Genomic DNA, 16824 nt, shown 5'->3' with positions numbered 1-16824 from the left:
ATCTGTCCGCTACGTTGTCGGCCGGGCGACGTTCGGCCGCGCTCGATCTGGATGCGGGCGAACCTGCGCGGGGCGCATGGCGGACGGCCACGGCCGTGGTGGGCCGGGTAGCGCGGATCAGAAATCCTGCCGGGGATCTGCCCCGCGAGGGGAGAGAGAGTTCAACGCCAAGGCGCAAAGGCGCAAAGGCGCAAAAAAGAAAGATTTCATGATTTTTTGCGTCTTTGTGCCTTTGCGTCTTTGCGTTGAACTCTCTTTCGGGACCCCTGGGCGGAGCTAGTCAAGGAGCCCTCCACGTGCATGTCCCCTCGACGCCGGCCGGCGGTCGCCCGCCGGAGCCCCGTCCGGGCTTGCTCCGCCGCCGACCCCATTTCCGTCGCGTCTGGCTGAGCGAGATCGTCTCGCTGCTCGGCGACTGGATGAGCTTCGTCGCCGTGAGTCTGCTCGCGCTGGGCGGCGAGGGGGGCGGGGTCGTGGCGCTCGCGCTCGTCATGGTGGGGCATCACCTGCCGAACGCGCTGTTCGCGCCGGTGGCGGGCGTGCTGGCGGACCGGCTCGATCGAAGGTGGCTGCTGATCGCGACGAGCGCGGCGCAGGGCGCGCTCACGGTGGCGATGCTGGTCGCCGCGGTCCTCGGCAGCGTGCCGGCGGTGCAGGTGCTCGTGTTCGCGCGCGCGTCGGTGGGCGCGCTGCGGCTGCCGGCCCAGAGCGCGGTGCTGCGGCACGTGGTCGAGGAGGACGAGCTGCTCGAGGCGAACGCGATCGCGTCGGCGACGTGGAGCGTCATGTTCGCGGTCGGCATGGCGTTCGGCGGCCTGATCGCGGCGCTCGGCCCGGCGGCCGCGCTCGCGCTGGACGCGGCGTCGTTCGGGCTGTCGGTGGTGTTCCTCTGGGGCCTGCCGCGGATGGTCGCCGAGGGGCGGCCGGCGGAGGGCGGCGCGGTCGCCGCGCTCGCGTCGGTGCGCGGCGACATGGTGCTCGCGTGGAAGCACGCCTGGGAGCGGCCGCCGCTGCTCGACGCCGTGCTCGCGAAGACGCCGGTCCACCTCGCGAACGGCGGGGCGCTCCTGCTGCTCAACGTGGTCGCGACGCAGCTCGCCTTCGCGGGCACGGGCGCGCTCACGCTCGGGGTGCTCCAGTGCGTCCGGGGCGCGGGGACGGGGCTCGGCCCGCTGCTCGGCGTCGCGCTCGTGCGCCGCGGCCTCCGGGGCGAGCTCGCCGCGACCGGGGCCGCCTGGGTGACGTTCGCGTCGATCGCGGCGTTCGCGCTGACCCGGCACTGGGCGGCGCTGCTCGGAATCGCGCTCGTGTGGGGCCTCGGCAGCGGCGCGAACTGGGTGCTGTCGAGCGCGGAGATCCAGCGGCTCTCGCCGGACCGCTTCGTCGGGCGGCTCTCGGCGATCGACAACCTCTCGCTCACGGTCGGCCTGTGCGCCACGTCGCTCGGGGGGGCGGTGCTGGTGGAGCGGGTCGGCGTCCCCGGGGTGGCGGGGTGGCTGGGGCTCGGCGCCGGCGTTGTCGCCTGGCTCGGGTCGCAGTGGATGGTGCGCCGGCGGGCGGCGGGGGCGAAGGCGCTTTCCTTGCGGCCCGGGGCGGAGCGCAGGTAGCCTCCCGCCCCGATGATCCCGGACGGTTGGGCGCCGCTGCGCGGCCTCTCGGTGCGCCGCTGCGAGGACGAGGGGCTCATCAACGGGACCTGGGTGGCCGGCGTGGCCGGTGAGCCGCCGCGGTTCGTGGTCCAGCGGGTGAGCCCGATCTTCGGCCCGGCGGTCCACGACGACATCGAGGCGGTGACCGCGCATCTGGCGCGCCGCGGCGTCCCGACGCCGCGCCTTGTGCGCGCGGACGACGGCGCGCTCTTCGCGCGGGACGGCGCGGGCGCGGTGTGGCGGGCGATGGACTTCGTCCCTGGCCGCACGCACCACCGGGTCGGCTCGCCCGCGCTCGCCCGCGCCGCGGGCGCCCTCGCCGCCCGCTTCCACCGGGCGGTGGACGATCTCGAGCACGCGTACCGCCACGTCCGCGCCGGCGCGCACGACACGGCGCTGCACATGGAGCGGCTGGACGGCGCGGCCACCGGGGGCGAGGGGCGGCGGCTGGCGGACGCGATCCTCGACGCGTTCCGCACGTGGCAGGGGCGGCTCGATCTGCCGGCGCGGCACTGCCACGGCGATCTCAAGATCTCGAACCTGCGCTTCTCGGAGGCGGGGGAGGGGATCTGCCTGCTCGACCTCGACACGCTGGCGCTGCAGTCGCTCGACGTGGAGCTCGGCGACGCGTGGCGGTCGTGGTGCAACCCGGCCGGGGAGGACGCGACCGAGGCGCGCTTCGACCTCGAGGTCTTCGCCGCCGCGGTGGCCGGCTACCGCGAGGTGAGGCCGTTCAGCGCGGAGGAGCGCGAGGCGCTCGCCGACGCCGTGGAGCGGATCGCGCTGGAGCTCGCGGCGCGCTTCTGCCGGGACGCGTTCGAGGACCGGTACTTCGGCTGGGATCCGGCGCGGTTCCCGACGCGGGTCGCGCACAACCTGCACCGGGCCGCGGGGCAGCTCTCGCTGGCGCGCGCGGCGCGGCGGCAGCGCGGGGAGATCGCGCGGCTGCTCGCGGGGGGGTGACGCAGGGGCGGTGCGGAGGGCGCCGCTTATCTGGGCGGGGGCGGAACACGGTCGGGTGCCTGGCCGGGCAGGCGGCGGGCATGTCGCGATATGGGTTGGTGCCTTGCCGAGAGCACCGAACAGGTTGAGATGAAGACTGTATACGGTCGCGGATTGGCGAGCCCCAGCTCATGAGCCCATCCGTTGATTCAGTTGATGGGGCGAGCTCCCGCTCGTCACAGATCGGCCACGGCATGGGTCATCACCGGCTGCGCGCGGCCCTTGACCGTGATTTCGCTGACGGGACGTGTGTTGAAAACGTCACGCACGAGGAGGTGTGTGTCCTCGCTGAGGAGCACGCTCACGCCGAGCTCCTTGGTCGCGCTCTCCAGGCGCGAGGCCAGGTTCACGGCGTCGCCGATGACGGTGTACTCCATCCGCGCTTCACTCCCGATGTTGCCGGCGACGACCTCGCCGGTGTGGATCCCGACACCTGTCTTCAGCTCCGGGATGCCCCGCTCGGCGAGGCGCTCGTTGAAGCGCTCGAGCGCGGCGCGCATGCGGATGGCCGCGCGCACGGCGCGCACGGCGTCGTCCGGCTTGGGGACGGGCGCGCCGAACACCGCCATGATCGCGTCGCCGATGTACTTGTCGACGACCCCGCCCTCGTCGAGGATGATGGCCACCATCTCGGTGAAATACTCGTTCAGGAGCCCCACGAGCTCCTGAGCGTTCATCCGCTCGCTGATGGTCGTGAAGCTCCGGATATCGGAGAAGAGGATGGAGACGGTGAGCGTCTCGCCGCCGAGCTGCACTTTGCCGGCGAGCAGGTGCTCGAGCACGGACTCGGTCATGTACTTGCCGAAGGTGCTGCGGAGCTTGTCGCGCTCCTTGAGGCCGTCAACCATCGAGTTGAAGCCGGTCGCGAGATCCTCCAGCTCGTCGCCGGTCTTCAGCGCCTCCACGTGGACGTACCGCTGTTGCTCGAGGTGCTTGAGGGCGACGTTCACGCGGGAGATCGCGCGCGACATCGTGGTCGCGAGGCGCGCGCCAAGGGCCAGTGAGACGAGAGCCGCGAGGGTGAGCACGCCGGCCGCGAACATCAGGTTCTGGCGCACGATCGTCCGGACGTCGCGCACGTCGAGCGCCATGACGATCGAAAAATCGCCGGCCTTGCCCCGGAGCGATCGGGGCGCAAAGCCGGAGAGGGCCCACAGCGAGCTCGCGTCCTCGACGATCGTGGGGTGGGTCTCGTCGCCGATGACGGCGCCTCGGAGCAGCTCGGTCGGGAAGCGCGCCGTGCCCGTGATCCTCTTGCCCGACGGATCGACGAGCGCGATCTCCACGCCGAGCTTCGTCGCCACTTCGTGAAAGTACGTGTGATCGATGGGAATGCAGGCGAGCAGCGTTCCGGCGTCGCCCCTCGCGCGCTGGGCGATCATGTACGCAGGCGGCGAGCCCTGCTGTCCATCGCACCCGTGGACGAGCACGTCCCGCAGGTCTTCCATTTCGGCGGTGCCCGAGAGGCCCTCGGCGAGCCCGGGGACCTCTTCCGTGCTCGGCGGCGGCGCATCGAGCCCCCGGGCCGCGACCAGCTCGCCGAGCTCGTCGAAGGCAGCGATGGCGATGTTGGGATGAGCGGCGATGACGGCATCGAGCGCCGTCCCGACGGCCGCCTCGTCGCGCAGCCGGAGCCCCTCGACGAGCTCGCGCGTTCGAGACGCCTGGCGCGAGCTCGTCGAGATGGCGCGCTGCTGCTGTCTGAGCTCCAGCCGGAAGTTGCGGATCGCCTGCGGGACGCGCTCGCTGATCTGGGCGATGAGCTGCCGGTGCATCACCCATGACAGCGCGGGGAGGGCCGCGAGGGTCGCGAGCGAAGAGAGCGCGACGAGGACGGTGAGCTTGGCGCGAACGGTGCTGAGGCGGAGCATGAACACGTTCATCAGAGCAAAGTCCGCTCTCTGTGGACAGCTCTTCGTCCCGGTAGGCGGTCACGCCGGCGTGGCTCACCTCGGGGCCGGACGCGCCGGTCTCGGCGAGCCACACCTCGACGTCCTCGGTGAGCTCGCGCGGGGCGCCCACCGAGACCTCGTGTCCCGACGCGTAGGTCGGCAAGCGGAAGCTCATCTCTGCGCTGTCGCTCCTGATGAGATGAACGACGCCGAGGCGTCCCGGCGCACGCCGGGAAGACCGGATCGAGGTGCGCTTGCATCTTCTTCAGCCAGGGAGGGCGCGAGCGCCATCATCTCGATGTCATCCGACTCGATGGCATGATTCTGCATCATGTAGAGCATCGCGGGCGCGCGCCTCGCCGGACAGATGACGGGCATGCGGCGGATGCTGTTCCGATGGACCGCGCAGCCGCAACAGGGGCCGCGGCCGCCGGTGCAACCCACGGTGGCGCCGTCACAGCCGGCGCAGCCGCGCAGCCGGCGCAGCCGCCGCAGGCGGCTCCCAAGAGCGGCGGGAGCAACGCGGAGGCTCAGGCTAGGGGAGGGGCAGCGCGTCGGGCAGTCGGTGCTGCTCGTGAATCGAAAGTTGCTGAACTTACCGGGGGAAAGGTTTCTGGCGACGAAATCCAGGCACCCAATTGGAGGCACACGGACATTGATGTTGTGGCCGGCAACGGGGATCTGGTGATGGTCGGAGGCCCCAAGAAGGGAGAAAGCCTGAGCAATCTGGCGCGTGTGATCAAGCTGTATTAACACGCTGCAGCTTCAGGAGAACGCAAGGTCGGGGTGCGAGCATATTTGCCGACACTCCACAGTCGGTGATTGATTTTACTGCAAAGAGGATTGGGGCAGGAAACGTGTTCAAGATTCCGGAACGGTGACTTATGGCTCAGATCTATGGTGCGGTCGAATTTCGAATCGAAGACGAATGGCATGACGTCATCAATGTCAGTAGTTTGCTCCTGCAGCACTACGATCTGAACGGATGTTTGTTTGGTGTGGATAATTATGCGGACTTTGTGCCGCTGTTTGCTGGTCGGGGAGTTCCTGAGGACTGTAGTGAAAACTTGAAGCAAAAAGTTTTCACTTATCTTGATGATGAGAGTTGGCCGAGCTGGGTTCTCTACAGTGAGCTCGCTTGCATTGACTGGGATGAGCGTGCGGTCTCGAGGGATTACAGGATCAGCGAGTATGTTGTGTATGGCGATGGTAAAGAAAAATTTGTTACAAAGTGGCTGAACAGGCTGGAGCACGACTGGGTGCGCGAGGCTCTGGAGACCGAGCTGGAAGTACGAAGTGGAGACCGTGTGTTTCGTAGGCCTGTGCTGCGCAGAGCAGATGCGATCCCCGACACAGAGTTTGGTCTATTGATGAAGCTCATGGGGTGCCTCGCAGATAGATTTGGGGTTGACGGTGTGCGGCTTGTTGTCTGGTTTGGGTAGGCGGTTCGATATCAGCAGCTGTATCTGGTTGTGTGGTCGCGCGTCGGCAGCAGTTCCGGTAACGGGTGTCGTTCGATTACGACGAGATTGGTAAGATCCTTGTCAAGGATCAGGGTAGCTATCGTTGCGTGCCGGATACGGACGCGGACCGGGGCGAGGGGGACTGGTGCGAGGAGCAGCCGATCCGGGAGCAGAGGTACCGATCGGCGTTACAGGTGCACGGGCCTGCAGCCGCACGCGCCCAGGCAGATCGATGAGCAGCTCGTGGCGGAGTCGGGGCCGTGGTCACGGGTGATCAGCTACGACGCGAGCGGCAACCAGACCGGCTGGACGTACCCGGGCTCGGGCACGCGCGTGACGCAGTGGAACGAGGAGAACCGTGTCAGCCGGGTGCTGCAGAACGGGCAAGAGAAGTCGCGCGTGCTCTACGATGGAGACGGCGAGCGGCGGGTGCACCTGCACCACATCAGCGGCGAGGAGGAGACGGCCTACCACGACCAGCACCTGACGCTGCGGGACGGGCGGTTCATCACGAATGGCCAGGGCTGAATCAGGTGCGGGCGCGGCGACGGCGTTCGTTGACGTGCCGCTGAAGCACCCGACGGTGTTCGCGTACGACGTGCTCTCGCGGGTCATCGAGGGCGAGGGAGCTAGACGACGAGGCGCACGCGTTCGGGCGCCTGCTGTCGATGAACTTCCCTGGCTCCGACGCGGAGGTGGTGACCTATGGCTACGATCGGGGCGGCCTGGTCTGGTCGCCTCGCGCCGCCCCGCGCGCTACGCGGTCTTCAGCGCCGCCGTGCAGTGCCCGCAGCGCACCGCCTTGATGGGGATGCTCATCGCGCACTCGGGGCACTCCTTCGTCGTCGCCGCCTCCTCGTGCTTCCTCTGGAGCTTGCCCATGAGCTGCATCAGGAGGAACACCGAGAAGGCGACGATGAAGAAGCTCACCAGGTTGTTGATCACCTGGCCGTACTGGAGGAGGACCGCGCCGGCCTTCGTCATCTCGTCGATGGTCGTGTGGGGACCGGGCCCGGTCGGCGCCTTCAGGACGATGTAGTGCCGGCTGAAATCGATGCCGCCCGTCAACAGGCCTATCGGCGGCATGATCAGGTGATCGACGAGCGACTTGACGATGTTGCCGAACGCCGCGCCGATCACGACCCCGACCGCCATATCGACGACGTTGCCACGAATCGCAAACTTCTTGAAATCATCCCAGAACATCGCTCGCCTCCCGCGTTGACAGCTTCTACTCCGGCAGGCACCCCGAGATCCACCATCGTTCTTGGCCGCCGGGGAGCTCCCGGCTCCACGCGCCGCCGGCACGAACGGCGCCACCGGGCTCGTCCGTGGGCTCCCTACGCGCATCCCGCGCGCCCCCCGCCGCCTCGCGCCCGGCGTCCGCTCCCCGCCCGCCTTGCGCCGCGCGCCTCAGGAATCCCTGGCTCGATTTCCGGCGCGCGAGACTAGGATGCCCGCCGGAGGATCGACCGAGCCATGCACCCCGACGCCGAAGCCGCCCTGCGTCACCGCGCGAAGGCCGAGCTGCGCAAGCGCGCCCGGGCGCTCCGCAGCTCCATCCCCCCGGGCGCCATCCTCGAGCGGTCGCGCCGCATCCAGCGCGCCCTCGCCGAGCTGCCGGCCCTCGCCGCCGCCCGCCACGTCGCGCTCTTCTACCCGATCGAGGACCGCAACGAGGTCGACCTCCGGGAGCTCGACCCGCTCCTCCGCGGCCGCGGCGTCCGGGTGGCGTACCCCGCCATCGACCCCGAATCGCGCGTCATGACCTTCCGCTTCGTCGCCGAGCCCGAGGCCATGGAGGAGCGCGGCCTCGGCTTCCGCGAGCCCGACCCCGCCGACGAGGAGGCCGCGGCGCTCGACGTCATCGTCGTGCCCGCCCTCCAGATCGACCCCCGGGGGCACCGGATCGGCTACGGCGCCGGCTACTACGACAGCACCCTGCCGCGCTTCTCCCCGCCGGCCCGGACCGTCGGCGTCGCGTTCGACTTCCAGCTCATCGCCGAGGTGCCGACCACCGAGGGCGACGTCCCGCTCGGCACCATCGTGACCGACGCCCGCGTGCTCGCGGCCGAGCCCGCCTAGGATGCCCGGAGATCCGGTGGAAGAGGGGAGCGCGAGCGACAGGTACGCCCTCATCGCGGCGATCGCGTCCGGCGCCATGATCGCCCAGCAGGTCGCCGGCCGGGCCACCCGCGACGCCCTCTTCCTCGCCAGCTTCGGCGCCGCCGACGTCCCCAAGGTCATGGCCGCCGGCGCGGCGCTGTCGTTCGCCGCCGTCCTCCTGATCTCGCGCGCCCTCCTCCAGCTCTCCCCCGCCCGCGTCGTCCCCGCCCTCTTCGGCGCGAGCTCCGTCCTCCTCGCCCTCGAGTGGGGCCTCGCCCTGCGCGCGCCCGGCGCCGCCGCCCTCGTCTTCTACCTGCACATCGCCGTCTTCGGCGCGACCCTCATCTCCGCCTTCTGGTCGCTCGTCAACGAGCGCTTCGACCCCCACACCGCCCGCCGCTCCATGGGGCGCATCGCCGGCGGCGGGACGCTCGGCGGCGTCGTCGGCGGCCTGTTCGCGTGGCGCGCCAGCCGCGTCATGGACGCCCCCACCATGCTCCTCGCCCTCGCCGCGGCGAGCGCGCTGAGCGCCTGGACCACCTACCTCCTCGGCCGGCACCTCCCGCGCGCCCCGTCCGCCAGCGCCGCCGGCGCCGGTCCCGCCGGCGAGGAGGCGAGCGCCGGCCCCGCGGGGCTCGGGGCGCTGCGCGACAGCGGCCACCTGCGCGACCTCGCCCTGCTGGTCGGGCTCGGCGCCGTGAGCGGCGCCCTCTTCGACGTGGCCCTCAGCGCCGAGGCCGCCGCCGCGATGCGCGACCGCAACGAGCTGCTCTCGTTCTTCGCCCTCTTCCACCTCTCGGTGAGCGTGCTGTCGTTCCTCGTGCAGTCGCTCGCCGCCACCTTCTCGCTCGACCGGCTCGGGCTCGCCGCCACCATCGGCATCCTCCCGGCGGCCGTCCTCACGAGCTCCCTCTCCATCGTGATCGCCCCGCGGCTCTGGGCCGCCTCCATCGTCCGCGCCACCGAGGCGGTGCTCCGGAACTCGCTCTTCCGCTCGGGCTACGAGCTGCTCTACACGCCGCTGCCCCCGGACCAGAAGCGGTCGATCAAGACGCTCATCGACGTCGGCTTCGACCGCATCGGCACCGCGGTGGGCAGCGGCCTCGCCATGGCCCTGCTCGTGCTCGCGCCGGGCGGGTCCCTGCCCCTCCTGCTCGGCCTCGGCACGGCCGCCACGGGGGTCACGCTGCTCTTCACGCCGCGGCTGCACCGGGGCTACGTCGCCGCCCTCGAGGGCAGCCTGCGCTCCGGCGCCGTCTCGCTCGACCCCGCCAACGTCGTCGACGCGACCACCCGCCGCACCCTGAGCGGCACCGTCGACGCGCTCAGCCGGGACAAGGTCCTCGCCGAGCTCGCCGCGCTCCGCAAGGGCGCGGGCGCGCCGCCCGACGCCGGGCGCGCCCCGGGCAGGGACGGCGAGCGTACATCGTACGCCGGCCCGCCGATCTCGGCGCGCGGGCCGGTCTCGGTCGGCGCGCCCGGCGACGGCCCGCGCGCCCCGGCGGGGGACGGCAGGCTCGCCGACGGGCCGCTCTCGGCGCGGGCCGCGTCGGCGGCGCTCGCGGCCGACCCGGTGCTCGCGGCCACGGCCGATCTCCGCTCCGGCGACGCCGGTCGCGTCCGCCGGGCGCTCGCCGGGGAGGTGGACCTCTCGCTCGTCCCCCACGTGATCCCGCTCCTCGAGCGGGAAGGGCTCAACGCCGAGGCGATCCGCGCGCTCCGCAGCGTCGCCCAGCGCGCGACAGGCCAGCTCCTCGACGTGCTCCTCGACCCGTCCGTGAGCGTCGCCGTCCGGCGGCGCATCCCGCGCGTGCTCCAGGCCTGCCCCACCCAGCGCGCCGCCGACGGGCTGATGCTCGGCCTCGCCGACGAGCGATTCGAGGTGCGCTACCAGTGCGGCGTCGCGCTCGCGCGGCTCCTCCAGCAGCGCGCGCCGATCCACCTGCGGCGCGAGGACGTGATCGAGGCGGCGTCGCGCGAGATCGAGATCGACCGCCGGGTGTGGGACGCCCAGCCCCCGAACGCGGCCCCGCCGGGCGAGGCGCCCCCGGCCGAGCGCCTGCTCGTCGAGCGGACGAGCCGCAGCCTGGAGCACGTCTTCCGCGTGCTCTCGCTCTGCCTCGAGCGCGAGCCGCTCGAGATCGCTTACCGCGCGCTCCACGCCGACGACGCCCACCTCCGCGGGACCGCGCTCGAGTACCTGGAGAACGTCCTGCCGTCCGCGATCCGCGAGAGCCTCTGGCCGTACCTGGGCATCCGCACGACCGCCCCCGCCGAGCCGCGGGCCGAGGAGCCGCGGGCCGCCGAGGAGCCGCGGGCCGCCGAGGAGCCGCGCCACACCGCGCCGCGCGCGCCGCGCCTCCCCGAGCACGCCCTCGACGAGCTCCGCCGCTCCGCCGCCAACATCCCGCGGGCCTCGATCGCCGCCGCGCGCCGGCGGAAAGCGCCGACCTAGGCGCGACAAAAAGAAAAAGCGTCGCCGGGGCCCGGGGGGGAGAGGCCGCACCAGCAACGCTGTCCAGGGAGTTAGCAGCTCGCGTGCCACCGCGGAAAGACCGGAATGCAGGGCAATTTCGCCCCGATGTCCCGGGCGCATCCCCCGGCGTTGCACTCCTGCGATTTCACCCTTGCAGCCGCGCATTGCGATGGGGGCGGGGCCTCGGCCGAGGGGGCGTCCTGCGGCGCGCGCCGTGGCGCGGCCCGCTCAGTGGAGCGGCTCGCGGCGGCGGGCCTTGTCGTCGAGGTGCTCGGCGATGGTGAGCCGGTCGGCGTCGCTCATGACCACGAACCGGACGGCGAGCAGGTTGTCGCGGTCCCACACCGGGCGGGCGCGCAGGCGGATGGGGCGCCCGACCCCGAGATCGAGCTCGAACGGGGTGACGGCGGGCAGCGCCCGGCCCGCGAGCGCGGGCGCGCGCTCGACGATCATGCCCGTGGGCGAGAGATCGATGGCGCGGCACCGGTGCCTGTGGCCGTCGACGAGCGCCGAGACGGGGAAGTCGACCTGCGCGCGCGCGCCCTGCCTTCGATCCATGCGTTCCTCCTGAGGCACCTCGTGCCGGCCCCGAGCGTAGGCCGCGCGGCGGGCCCTGGCCAAACATCGGGCAGGCGAGCCCCGCGGTCGGGACGCCGCGGGCGAGCACGAGCCGGGCGCCGTGCGATATGCTGGCCGCGAAAGGAAGGTCTGGCGATGCCCACGTGCCGTGAGTGCGACAGCGAGGTCGACGAGCTCAAGACGATCAAGGTCGGAAGCAAGAAGAAGAAGGTCTGCGAGGACTGCGCCGATCGCGCGGCCCAAGAGGGCGCCATCGCCGAGGAGAGCGAGGCGGTCGTCCAGCAGATGATGGGCTTCAAGGGACGACGCTGAGCCGGCGCACGGCGCGCGACTCCCTCGGATCACCGCGCGAGCGAGGGAGATGCCGACGCGCGGAAATGCGGCGAAATGCCCGGATTTACAGCAGAATCCGGCGGCCACGGCCGAGTCTGCCGTTCCTCTTCGAGCGCTCGAGTGAATCGACGCTGTCCCCTGGATTGAACAGGAAGTCGGGAATCCCGGAAAGAGCTTGAATTCTCTGCCGGACTCGCGTCGTTCTATCCCGTATTCCTGACAACCCGTTCAGTTTTTCCGTCGAAGCCGGGACTTAGGTTTTTCGTCGCCGGCGCACGGCGGACGGCGCGCCCGTCCCGTGGATCCGGCGGATCTGCTCGTCAGCCCCCGGCGACGCTCGCTTCGCCCGGGGCTCGCTCGCGAGCCCACGCAGCCGTCCAGGAGTGAAATGGTCGCACGCGACGCCGCTCTCGCGGAGGGAGTCATTGCACGCGTCGTGGACGGGCAGGAGACGACAAGGGCCGTGGTCGAAGGCGCTGCAACACCGAGGAGCGCGCGGGCGACGGCGCGTCGCCGAGAGAGCGCCTGGCCTTCTCCAACAGGCTGATTGACCTGGACGCGCGCGCGCGTCGACCGCCTCGAGCCTCGCTGTCGCCAGCACCTCGCGGGCTCCGCGCCGCGCGTGAGACGCCCGTATCGAGCGCGCCATCAGAGCGCCTTACCGCTGCTCTTCGAGGTCGATCGCGGCGCGCGGTGAAATCGCCGATCTCCACGCGCTCCAACCGTGGCCGATGGCTGAAACGGTGTGTGTACCGAGCGAAGGAGGCCGCCTCGGCGCGGTCGTCGACGGCGTCGCCGAGCTCGAGCATGCAGGGGCGGGTAGGTGAAGGTCGTCAATTGGCCTGGAGAACGTAACCGCGATGGGTTTTGCCCGACATTTTCGGGGGATTTTGGCCGGGTCATAGCGAGCGAGCGACCACGTCCAACCACCTTCCCCACAGGAGCGGGCGAACTGCGCATTGCAGTTTTGCATCGAATTTTTGCAACCTTGATGTGAAAAGCGGCTCAGGTGTGCGACCTAATTGGCCGATCGTTTGGTTTGCGAAAGCATTTCGTCTTGACCCTTCGTGCCGTTCCAGGAATAAGTTGTCTCACGAGAGCGCCGGTATCCGCCCCTTCGGTTGCTGAATGGTCTGCACCGATGGTTCGCGGCGTGGAGGCACACAGCGGGAGGCTCCTCTTCTGCCCCCTGTTGCCTTCGGCCGTAACGGTCCTGTTTCACCGCAGGGGTTCGACGACGCCGGGGGAGAAAAAGCCATGCATTCGATTTCTCAGGGCTTTGGGTCGCGGTCGTTTGCCGCCGGTAAGTTCATCGCCTCCATCGCGGCGGTGTCGATCGTCGGCTTCGGCTGCGCGCCGCTCGACGAGGACGTGACCGCGGAGGATCTCGACGCGGAGGAGCAAGCTGCAGGGACGACGTACCGAGTCGGCCCGACGCGGACCTACAAGACCCTCGCCGACGTGGCGAGCCGGCTGGCGCCGGGCGACGTTGTCGAGGTCGACGGCAACGCGACGTACCCGGGCGACATCTGGCTCAAGAAGGGCGGTACGGCGAACGCGAAGGTCACCATCCGCGGCGTCCGGGCCAACGGCAAGCGGCCGCTGCTCAAGGGCGGCGCCAACACCATCCAGCTCAACGCGAACCACATCGTGATGGAGGGGTTCGAGGTCACGGGCGGCACGTCCCGCTGCATCTTCACCCACGGCCACGACCTCACGATCCGCGACACCGTCGTCCACGACTGCCCCGCGCACGGCATCCTCGGCGCGGACAGCGACTCGGGCTCGCTGACCCTCGAGTACGTGGAAGTGTACAAGTGCGGCGCCGGGGAGACGAAGCACCCGATCTACATCGCGACGGACGAAACCAAGTATCCTGGCGCGGTGTTCCGGATGCAGCACAGCTACATCCACGACGCGAACGGCGGAAACGCGGTGAAGAGCCGAGCTGAGCGGAACGAGATCTATCACAACTGGATCGAGGGCGGGTACTGGAAGGAGCTCGAGCTCATCGGGCCCGACGGGCAGGATCCCGGCCTCGCGCGAGAGGACTCCGACGTGGTCGGCAACGTGTTCCGCAAGACGCGCACGCAGTACGTGGTGCGCATCGGCGGCGACGGCACGGGCGAGACGAACGGCCGGTATCGGTTCGTGAACAACACCTTCCTGCTGGCGCAGGGGTCGAAGGCGGCGATCCACATGCACTTCGGCGTCGAGAGCGTCGAGCTGCACAACAACGTCTTCCACCGCGTCGGGGGCGGGACCGTCGATGTGTTCCGCGATGACGCGGAGTGGGCGACGGGGAGCAAGATCATCAAGGGCGTCAACAACGCCGTTCCCACGGGCACGGTGGAGCCCTCCGGCTTCACGGGGACGGTGAAGCTGAGCGGAGATCCCGGCTTCACGAGCCTCGCCAACCGCGACGTGTCGCTGCTCTCGACGAGCCCCCTCCGGAACGCGGGCGTCAGCCAGATCCAGGGGATCGCCGGGCGCGAGATCAAGACGCCGCTCGCGCTGCCGATGTTCCACCCGCCGAAGGCGGCGCTCGCGTCCCCGGGCACCGCGCTGGCCCGGACGGCCGTGGGCGCGGTCGACATCGGCGCCTTCGAGTTCGGCTCGGGCGTGGCGGCGCAGACGCCGACGCAGCCCTCGGGGCCGACGGAGCCCGAGGAGCCGGCCGAGCCGACGACACCAACGCCGGACGCGGCGTGCCCGTCGGCCGACCCGGGCGAGTGGGTGAACACGCCGCTGCCGACCCAGTGGGGGACCTTCACGGCGACCTGGGACGTGACGCCGACCGCGTCGAACATCGACGGCACGATCGGGGTGTCGAGGGGCGCCGCGGACCAGGCGAGCGAGCTCGCGGCGAGCGTCGTGTTCGACCGGCAGGGCAACGTCCGCGTGCTGAACGGGACGAGCTACCAGGCGATGTCGACGTTCCGGTACACCGCGGGCACGACGTACACCGTGCGGATGGTGGTCGAGCCGGGGTCGAAGCGGTACGCGGTGTACATCCGCCCGCAGAACGGCCAGGAGGTGCAGCTCGCGTACCGGTATGCGTTCCGGACCGAGCAGGTCGCGGCGGGCATCCGGTCGATCAACAACTGGACGATGGTCGGGGGAGCGGCGCCGCTCTCGGCGTGCAACTTCTCGATCAAGTGAGCGGGTGATCCCTGCGGGGGGCCCCGAGGGGCGCCCCGCGAGGGGGGCGCGGCCCGAGGAGGGATCTCCTCGGGCCTGCTGCTGTCGAGGAGGGGTCAGGTCCGGGGGGCGGACCGCGCTACGTCACCGCACGTCGAAGCCGTGGCGCAGGACCGGGAAGACACCGAGGTAGAGGCTCCCGAAGGTCGGCCCGATGGCCGGCCAATCGCTGTCGGGCCGCATGGCCTCGAACTCGGCGACCTGACCGCGGAGGAAGTGGCGATAGAAGTACACGAAGTTGTGCTCGCCGTTGGAGCCGTCGTAATACCCGTGGTTCGAGGAGCCGTGCAGCCCGTGAATCCCGTTGTACGAGCCCAGCGTGTTCCGGTTGTACCCCTCGTAGTTGTGCATCACCTCGTGGAGGAGCCCGGCGTTCGGGACGCCGATCCCCTCGCCGGTGTAGGTGGTGGGGATCGCGAGGTACCGGTCATCCCAGGCCCACGCGAGGTTGCTCTCGTCGTCCACCAGGGATCCGTCGGCCCGGTGCTGCGGGATGAAGAGCACGATCATGTCGTAGTCTGAGAGCAGGTGCGCGGTCGGGTGCTCGCTCTGGAAGCGCCCGGTGTCCCACCCATCGTGGTTCGGCTCGTAGATCGGCACGTCCTCGACAGGGGGCAGGACATCGACGGTCCATTTGGCGAGACCGTAGGACAGCGGCTCCAGCCAACGAGCGCTGGTGGCCCTCGCCTGCGTCAAGAGCCGCTCGATGTCGTCCTCGGAGAGGACGCCGATGTTCGACGGGTCCGCCCCGCCGAGCGCCGCGTTGTAGTTGATGCTCGTCCGGATCGGCAGGATACCGATGCGCGTGTCCTCCTGGATCCCGAGCGGCGCGTTCGCGGTGATGTCGACGCCCACGGGCGACGCGCCGACGGTCACGCTCTGCTCCCGGTAAGAGCCCGTGTAGTCGTACGGCGGCGACTCGGTGCCGAGCCCGACGCCGATGGTGTAGTCGCCCGGCGGCAGCGAGAGCGTGGTGGGCGTGGTGCGCCCCGTGAAGACGTCGTTCACGTACACCTTGCCGGGCTGCGCGCTCGTCGCCGTCACGGTGACAGGCTGGAGCGCGGGCCGGTTCGGGGTGTCCACGGAGAACGTCTGATCTGCCACGATCCCTTGCCGGACCACCTGGCCGTTGCACAGGGGCGCGGGGCACGTCGCGTTCACGACGCGCTGGTCGTCGACCCAGACCTCGACGCCGTAGCTCACCGATCCTTCGGTGTTGATGCTCTGGATCCGGAGATCGTTGTCGCCGCTCCCGAACCAGTCGCTCACGTCGATGCGCTGACCGATGCTCGGATCGGCGCTGTTGAACATCTTCCGCTGCAGGCCGTTCACCCAGAGGACGAGCCGGTCGTCCGCGTCGGAGACGCGCAGCTCCACCTTGGAATGGCCGGACGGCGTGCCGCCCACGAAGCGGAGGTTGTCGACCACGTAATCGGTCGTGGTGTGCGGGACGTTCAGGACGATCTTGAACGTCAGATCGCTGTACGTCTGGCGCAGGGCGTCGACGACGTTCGCCGGCAGGTTGAACGAGATCGGGCTGAACGTGCCCGCGGGCAGCCCCGCGAGGTTCACCTGGCCCAGCCAGACGGTGTGCACGCCTCGGGACGGGATGTTCACGACGAGCTGCGCGTTGCCGAACGCGGGCGACACAGGCGCCTTCAGGTCGAAGGCGATCGTCGAGGTCACGCCCGACACGGTGGTCAGCGGCACGGACTGGAGCTCGACGAAGCTGAAGTTCCGCAGGGCGAGCGCGGAGCTGCCCTGGGAGTGATCCACGCTCGCGCTCTTCACGGCGCCGGAGGCCGTCCAGTCGGCGGTGCTCTCGAAGCCGAGCACCGACGCCGGGGTCACGAGGGCCTGCGCTGCCTCATCGACGATCTGCTCCTCCGTGTCGGTCCCCTGTGCGCAGGCTGCGAGCACGAGCGCGCACGAGGTCGTCATCATGAAACGTGAAAGTCGCATTCGAAGGTCTCCTCAAGATCGCGGACTGTTGTTCGCCCCGGAGTGAGGCGGACCGGGTCGCTCCGAGCGGCTCGCGCTCGTGACCTGGCTCCGCCTCACGCTGTATCGGCTCGGCCCGCCTCCCATGGGCGAGGCGCGGCCGTCACAGCCGGGTTCGCGGA

Annotated in this window: 13 protein-coding genes; 8 read left to right on the top strand and 5 right to left on the bottom strand. The window is 70.2% G+C overall.

Annotation, left to right across the window (positions count from 1 at the left end; translation table 11 throughout):
• Positions 1–296: 296 nt before the first annotated feature.
• On the top strand, positions 297–1607 hold the full coding sequence (locus tag WME96_RS36385; RefSeq protein WP_437286173.1) for an MFS transporter: 1311 nt from the start codon (positions 297–299) through the stop codon (positions 1605–1607).
• A 12-nt stretch (positions 1608–1619) separates the two neighbouring features.
• Positions 1620–2612 (top strand): phosphotransferase enzyme family protein, encoded by a 993-nt coding sequence (locus WME96_RS36380; protein ID WP_437286172.1) that lies wholly within the window; start codon positions 1620–1622, stop codon positions 2610–2612.
• A gap of 215 nt (positions 2613–2827) precedes the next feature.
• Here WME96_RS36380 and WME96_RS36375 read toward each other — a convergent pair whose 3' ends face one another.
• Positions 2828–4522: an adenylate/guanylate cyclase domain-containing protein gene (locus tag WME96_RS36375; RefSeq protein WP_437286171.1), complete on the bottom strand. Its 1695-nt coding sequence runs from the start codon at positions 4520–4522 to the stop codon at positions 2828–2830.
• 192 nt (positions 4523–4714) lie between these two features.
• Complete coding sequence (locus tag WME96_RS36370) at positions 4715–4885, bottom strand: hypothetical protein (RefSeq protein ID WP_437286170.1); 171 nt, start codon at positions 4883–4885, stop codon at positions 4715–4717.
• 542 nt (positions 4886–5427) lie between these two features.
• On the opposite strand from WME96_RS36370, the gene WME96_RS36365 reads away from it, so the two are divergent.
• Together WME96_RS36365 and WME96_RS36360 are read left to right on the top strand one after the other, a co-directional pair.
• Positions 5428–5985 carry a hypothetical protein gene (locus WME96_RS36365; RefSeq protein ID WP_437286169.1) on the top strand — a complete coding sequence of 186 codons (558 nt, stop codon included), beginning with the start codon at positions 5428–5430 and terminating at the stop codon, positions 5983–5985.
• 264 nt (positions 5986–6249) lie between these two features.
• Entirely contained in the window at positions 6250–6534 is a 285-nt protein-coding gene (locus tag WME96_RS36360) for a hypothetical protein (protein ID WP_437286168.1), read from the top strand.
• 228 nt (positions 6535–6762) lie between these two features.
• Here the strand turns inward: WME96_RS36360 and mscL are convergent, their stop codons facing one another.
• Positions 6763–7212: a large conductance mechanosensitive channel protein MscL gene (mscL, locus tag WME96_RS36355; RefSeq protein ID WP_437286167.1), complete on the bottom strand. Its 450-nt coding sequence runs from the start codon at positions 7210–7212 to the stop codon at positions 6763–6765.
• A 273-nt stretch (positions 7213–7485) separates the two neighbouring features.
• On the opposite strand from mscL, the gene WME96_RS36350 reads away from it, so the two are divergent.
• Together WME96_RS36350 and WME96_RS36345 are read left to right on the top strand one after the other, a co-directional pair.
• Positions 7486–8091: a 5-formyltetrahydrofolate cyclo-ligase gene (locus WME96_RS36350; protein WP_437286166.1), complete on the top strand. Its 606-nt coding sequence runs from the start codon at positions 7486–7488 to the stop codon at positions 8089–8091.
• Between the two features lie 16 nt (positions 8092–8107).
• Positions 8108–10567 carry a hypothetical protein gene (locus WME96_RS36345; protein ID WP_437286165.1) on the top strand — a complete coding sequence of 820 codons (2460 nt, stop codon included), beginning with the start codon at positions 8108–8110 and terminating at the stop codon, positions 10565–10567.
• Between the two features lie 249 nt (positions 10568–10816).
• Here WME96_RS36345 and WME96_RS36340 read toward each other — a convergent pair whose 3' ends face one another.
• Positions 10817–11146: a PilZ domain-containing protein gene (locus WME96_RS36340; protein WP_061612867.1), complete on the bottom strand. Its 330-nt coding sequence runs from the start codon at positions 11144–11146 to the stop codon at positions 10817–10819.
• A 156-nt stretch (positions 11147–11302) separates the two neighbouring features.
• On the opposite strand from WME96_RS36340, the gene WME96_RS36335 reads away from it, so the two are divergent.
• Positions 11303–11479: a hypothetical protein gene (locus WME96_RS36335; RefSeq protein WP_159397796.1), complete on the top strand. Its 177-nt coding sequence runs from the start codon at positions 11303–11305 to the stop codon at positions 11477–11479.
• 1278 nt (positions 11480–12757) lie between these two features.
• The gene (locus tag WME96_RS36330) at positions 12758–14662 is read left to right on the top strand and encodes a hypothetical protein (protein WP_437286164.1); all 1905 of its coding nucleotides are present in this window, start codon (positions 12758–12760) and stop codon (positions 14660–14662) included.
• 123 nt (positions 14663–14785) lie between these two features.
• Here WME96_RS36330 and WME96_RS36325 read toward each other — a convergent pair whose 3' ends face one another.
• The gene (locus tag WME96_RS36325) at positions 14786–16663 is read right to left on the bottom strand and encodes a hypothetical protein (RefSeq protein WP_437286163.1); all 1878 of its coding nucleotides are present in this window, start codon (positions 16661–16663) and stop codon (positions 14786–14788) included.
• Positions 16664–16824 lie beyond the last annotated feature (161 nt).

Source organism: Sorangium sp. So ce406 (assembly GCF_051474675.1).
GTDB classification, from domain to species: domain Bacteria; phylum Myxococcota_A; class Polyangia; order Polyangiales; family Polyangiaceae; genus Sorangium; species Sorangium cellulosum_G.
The sequence above is the reverse complement of the archived record's forward strand: the minus strand, read 5'-3'. Positions and strand labels throughout refer to the sequence as shown.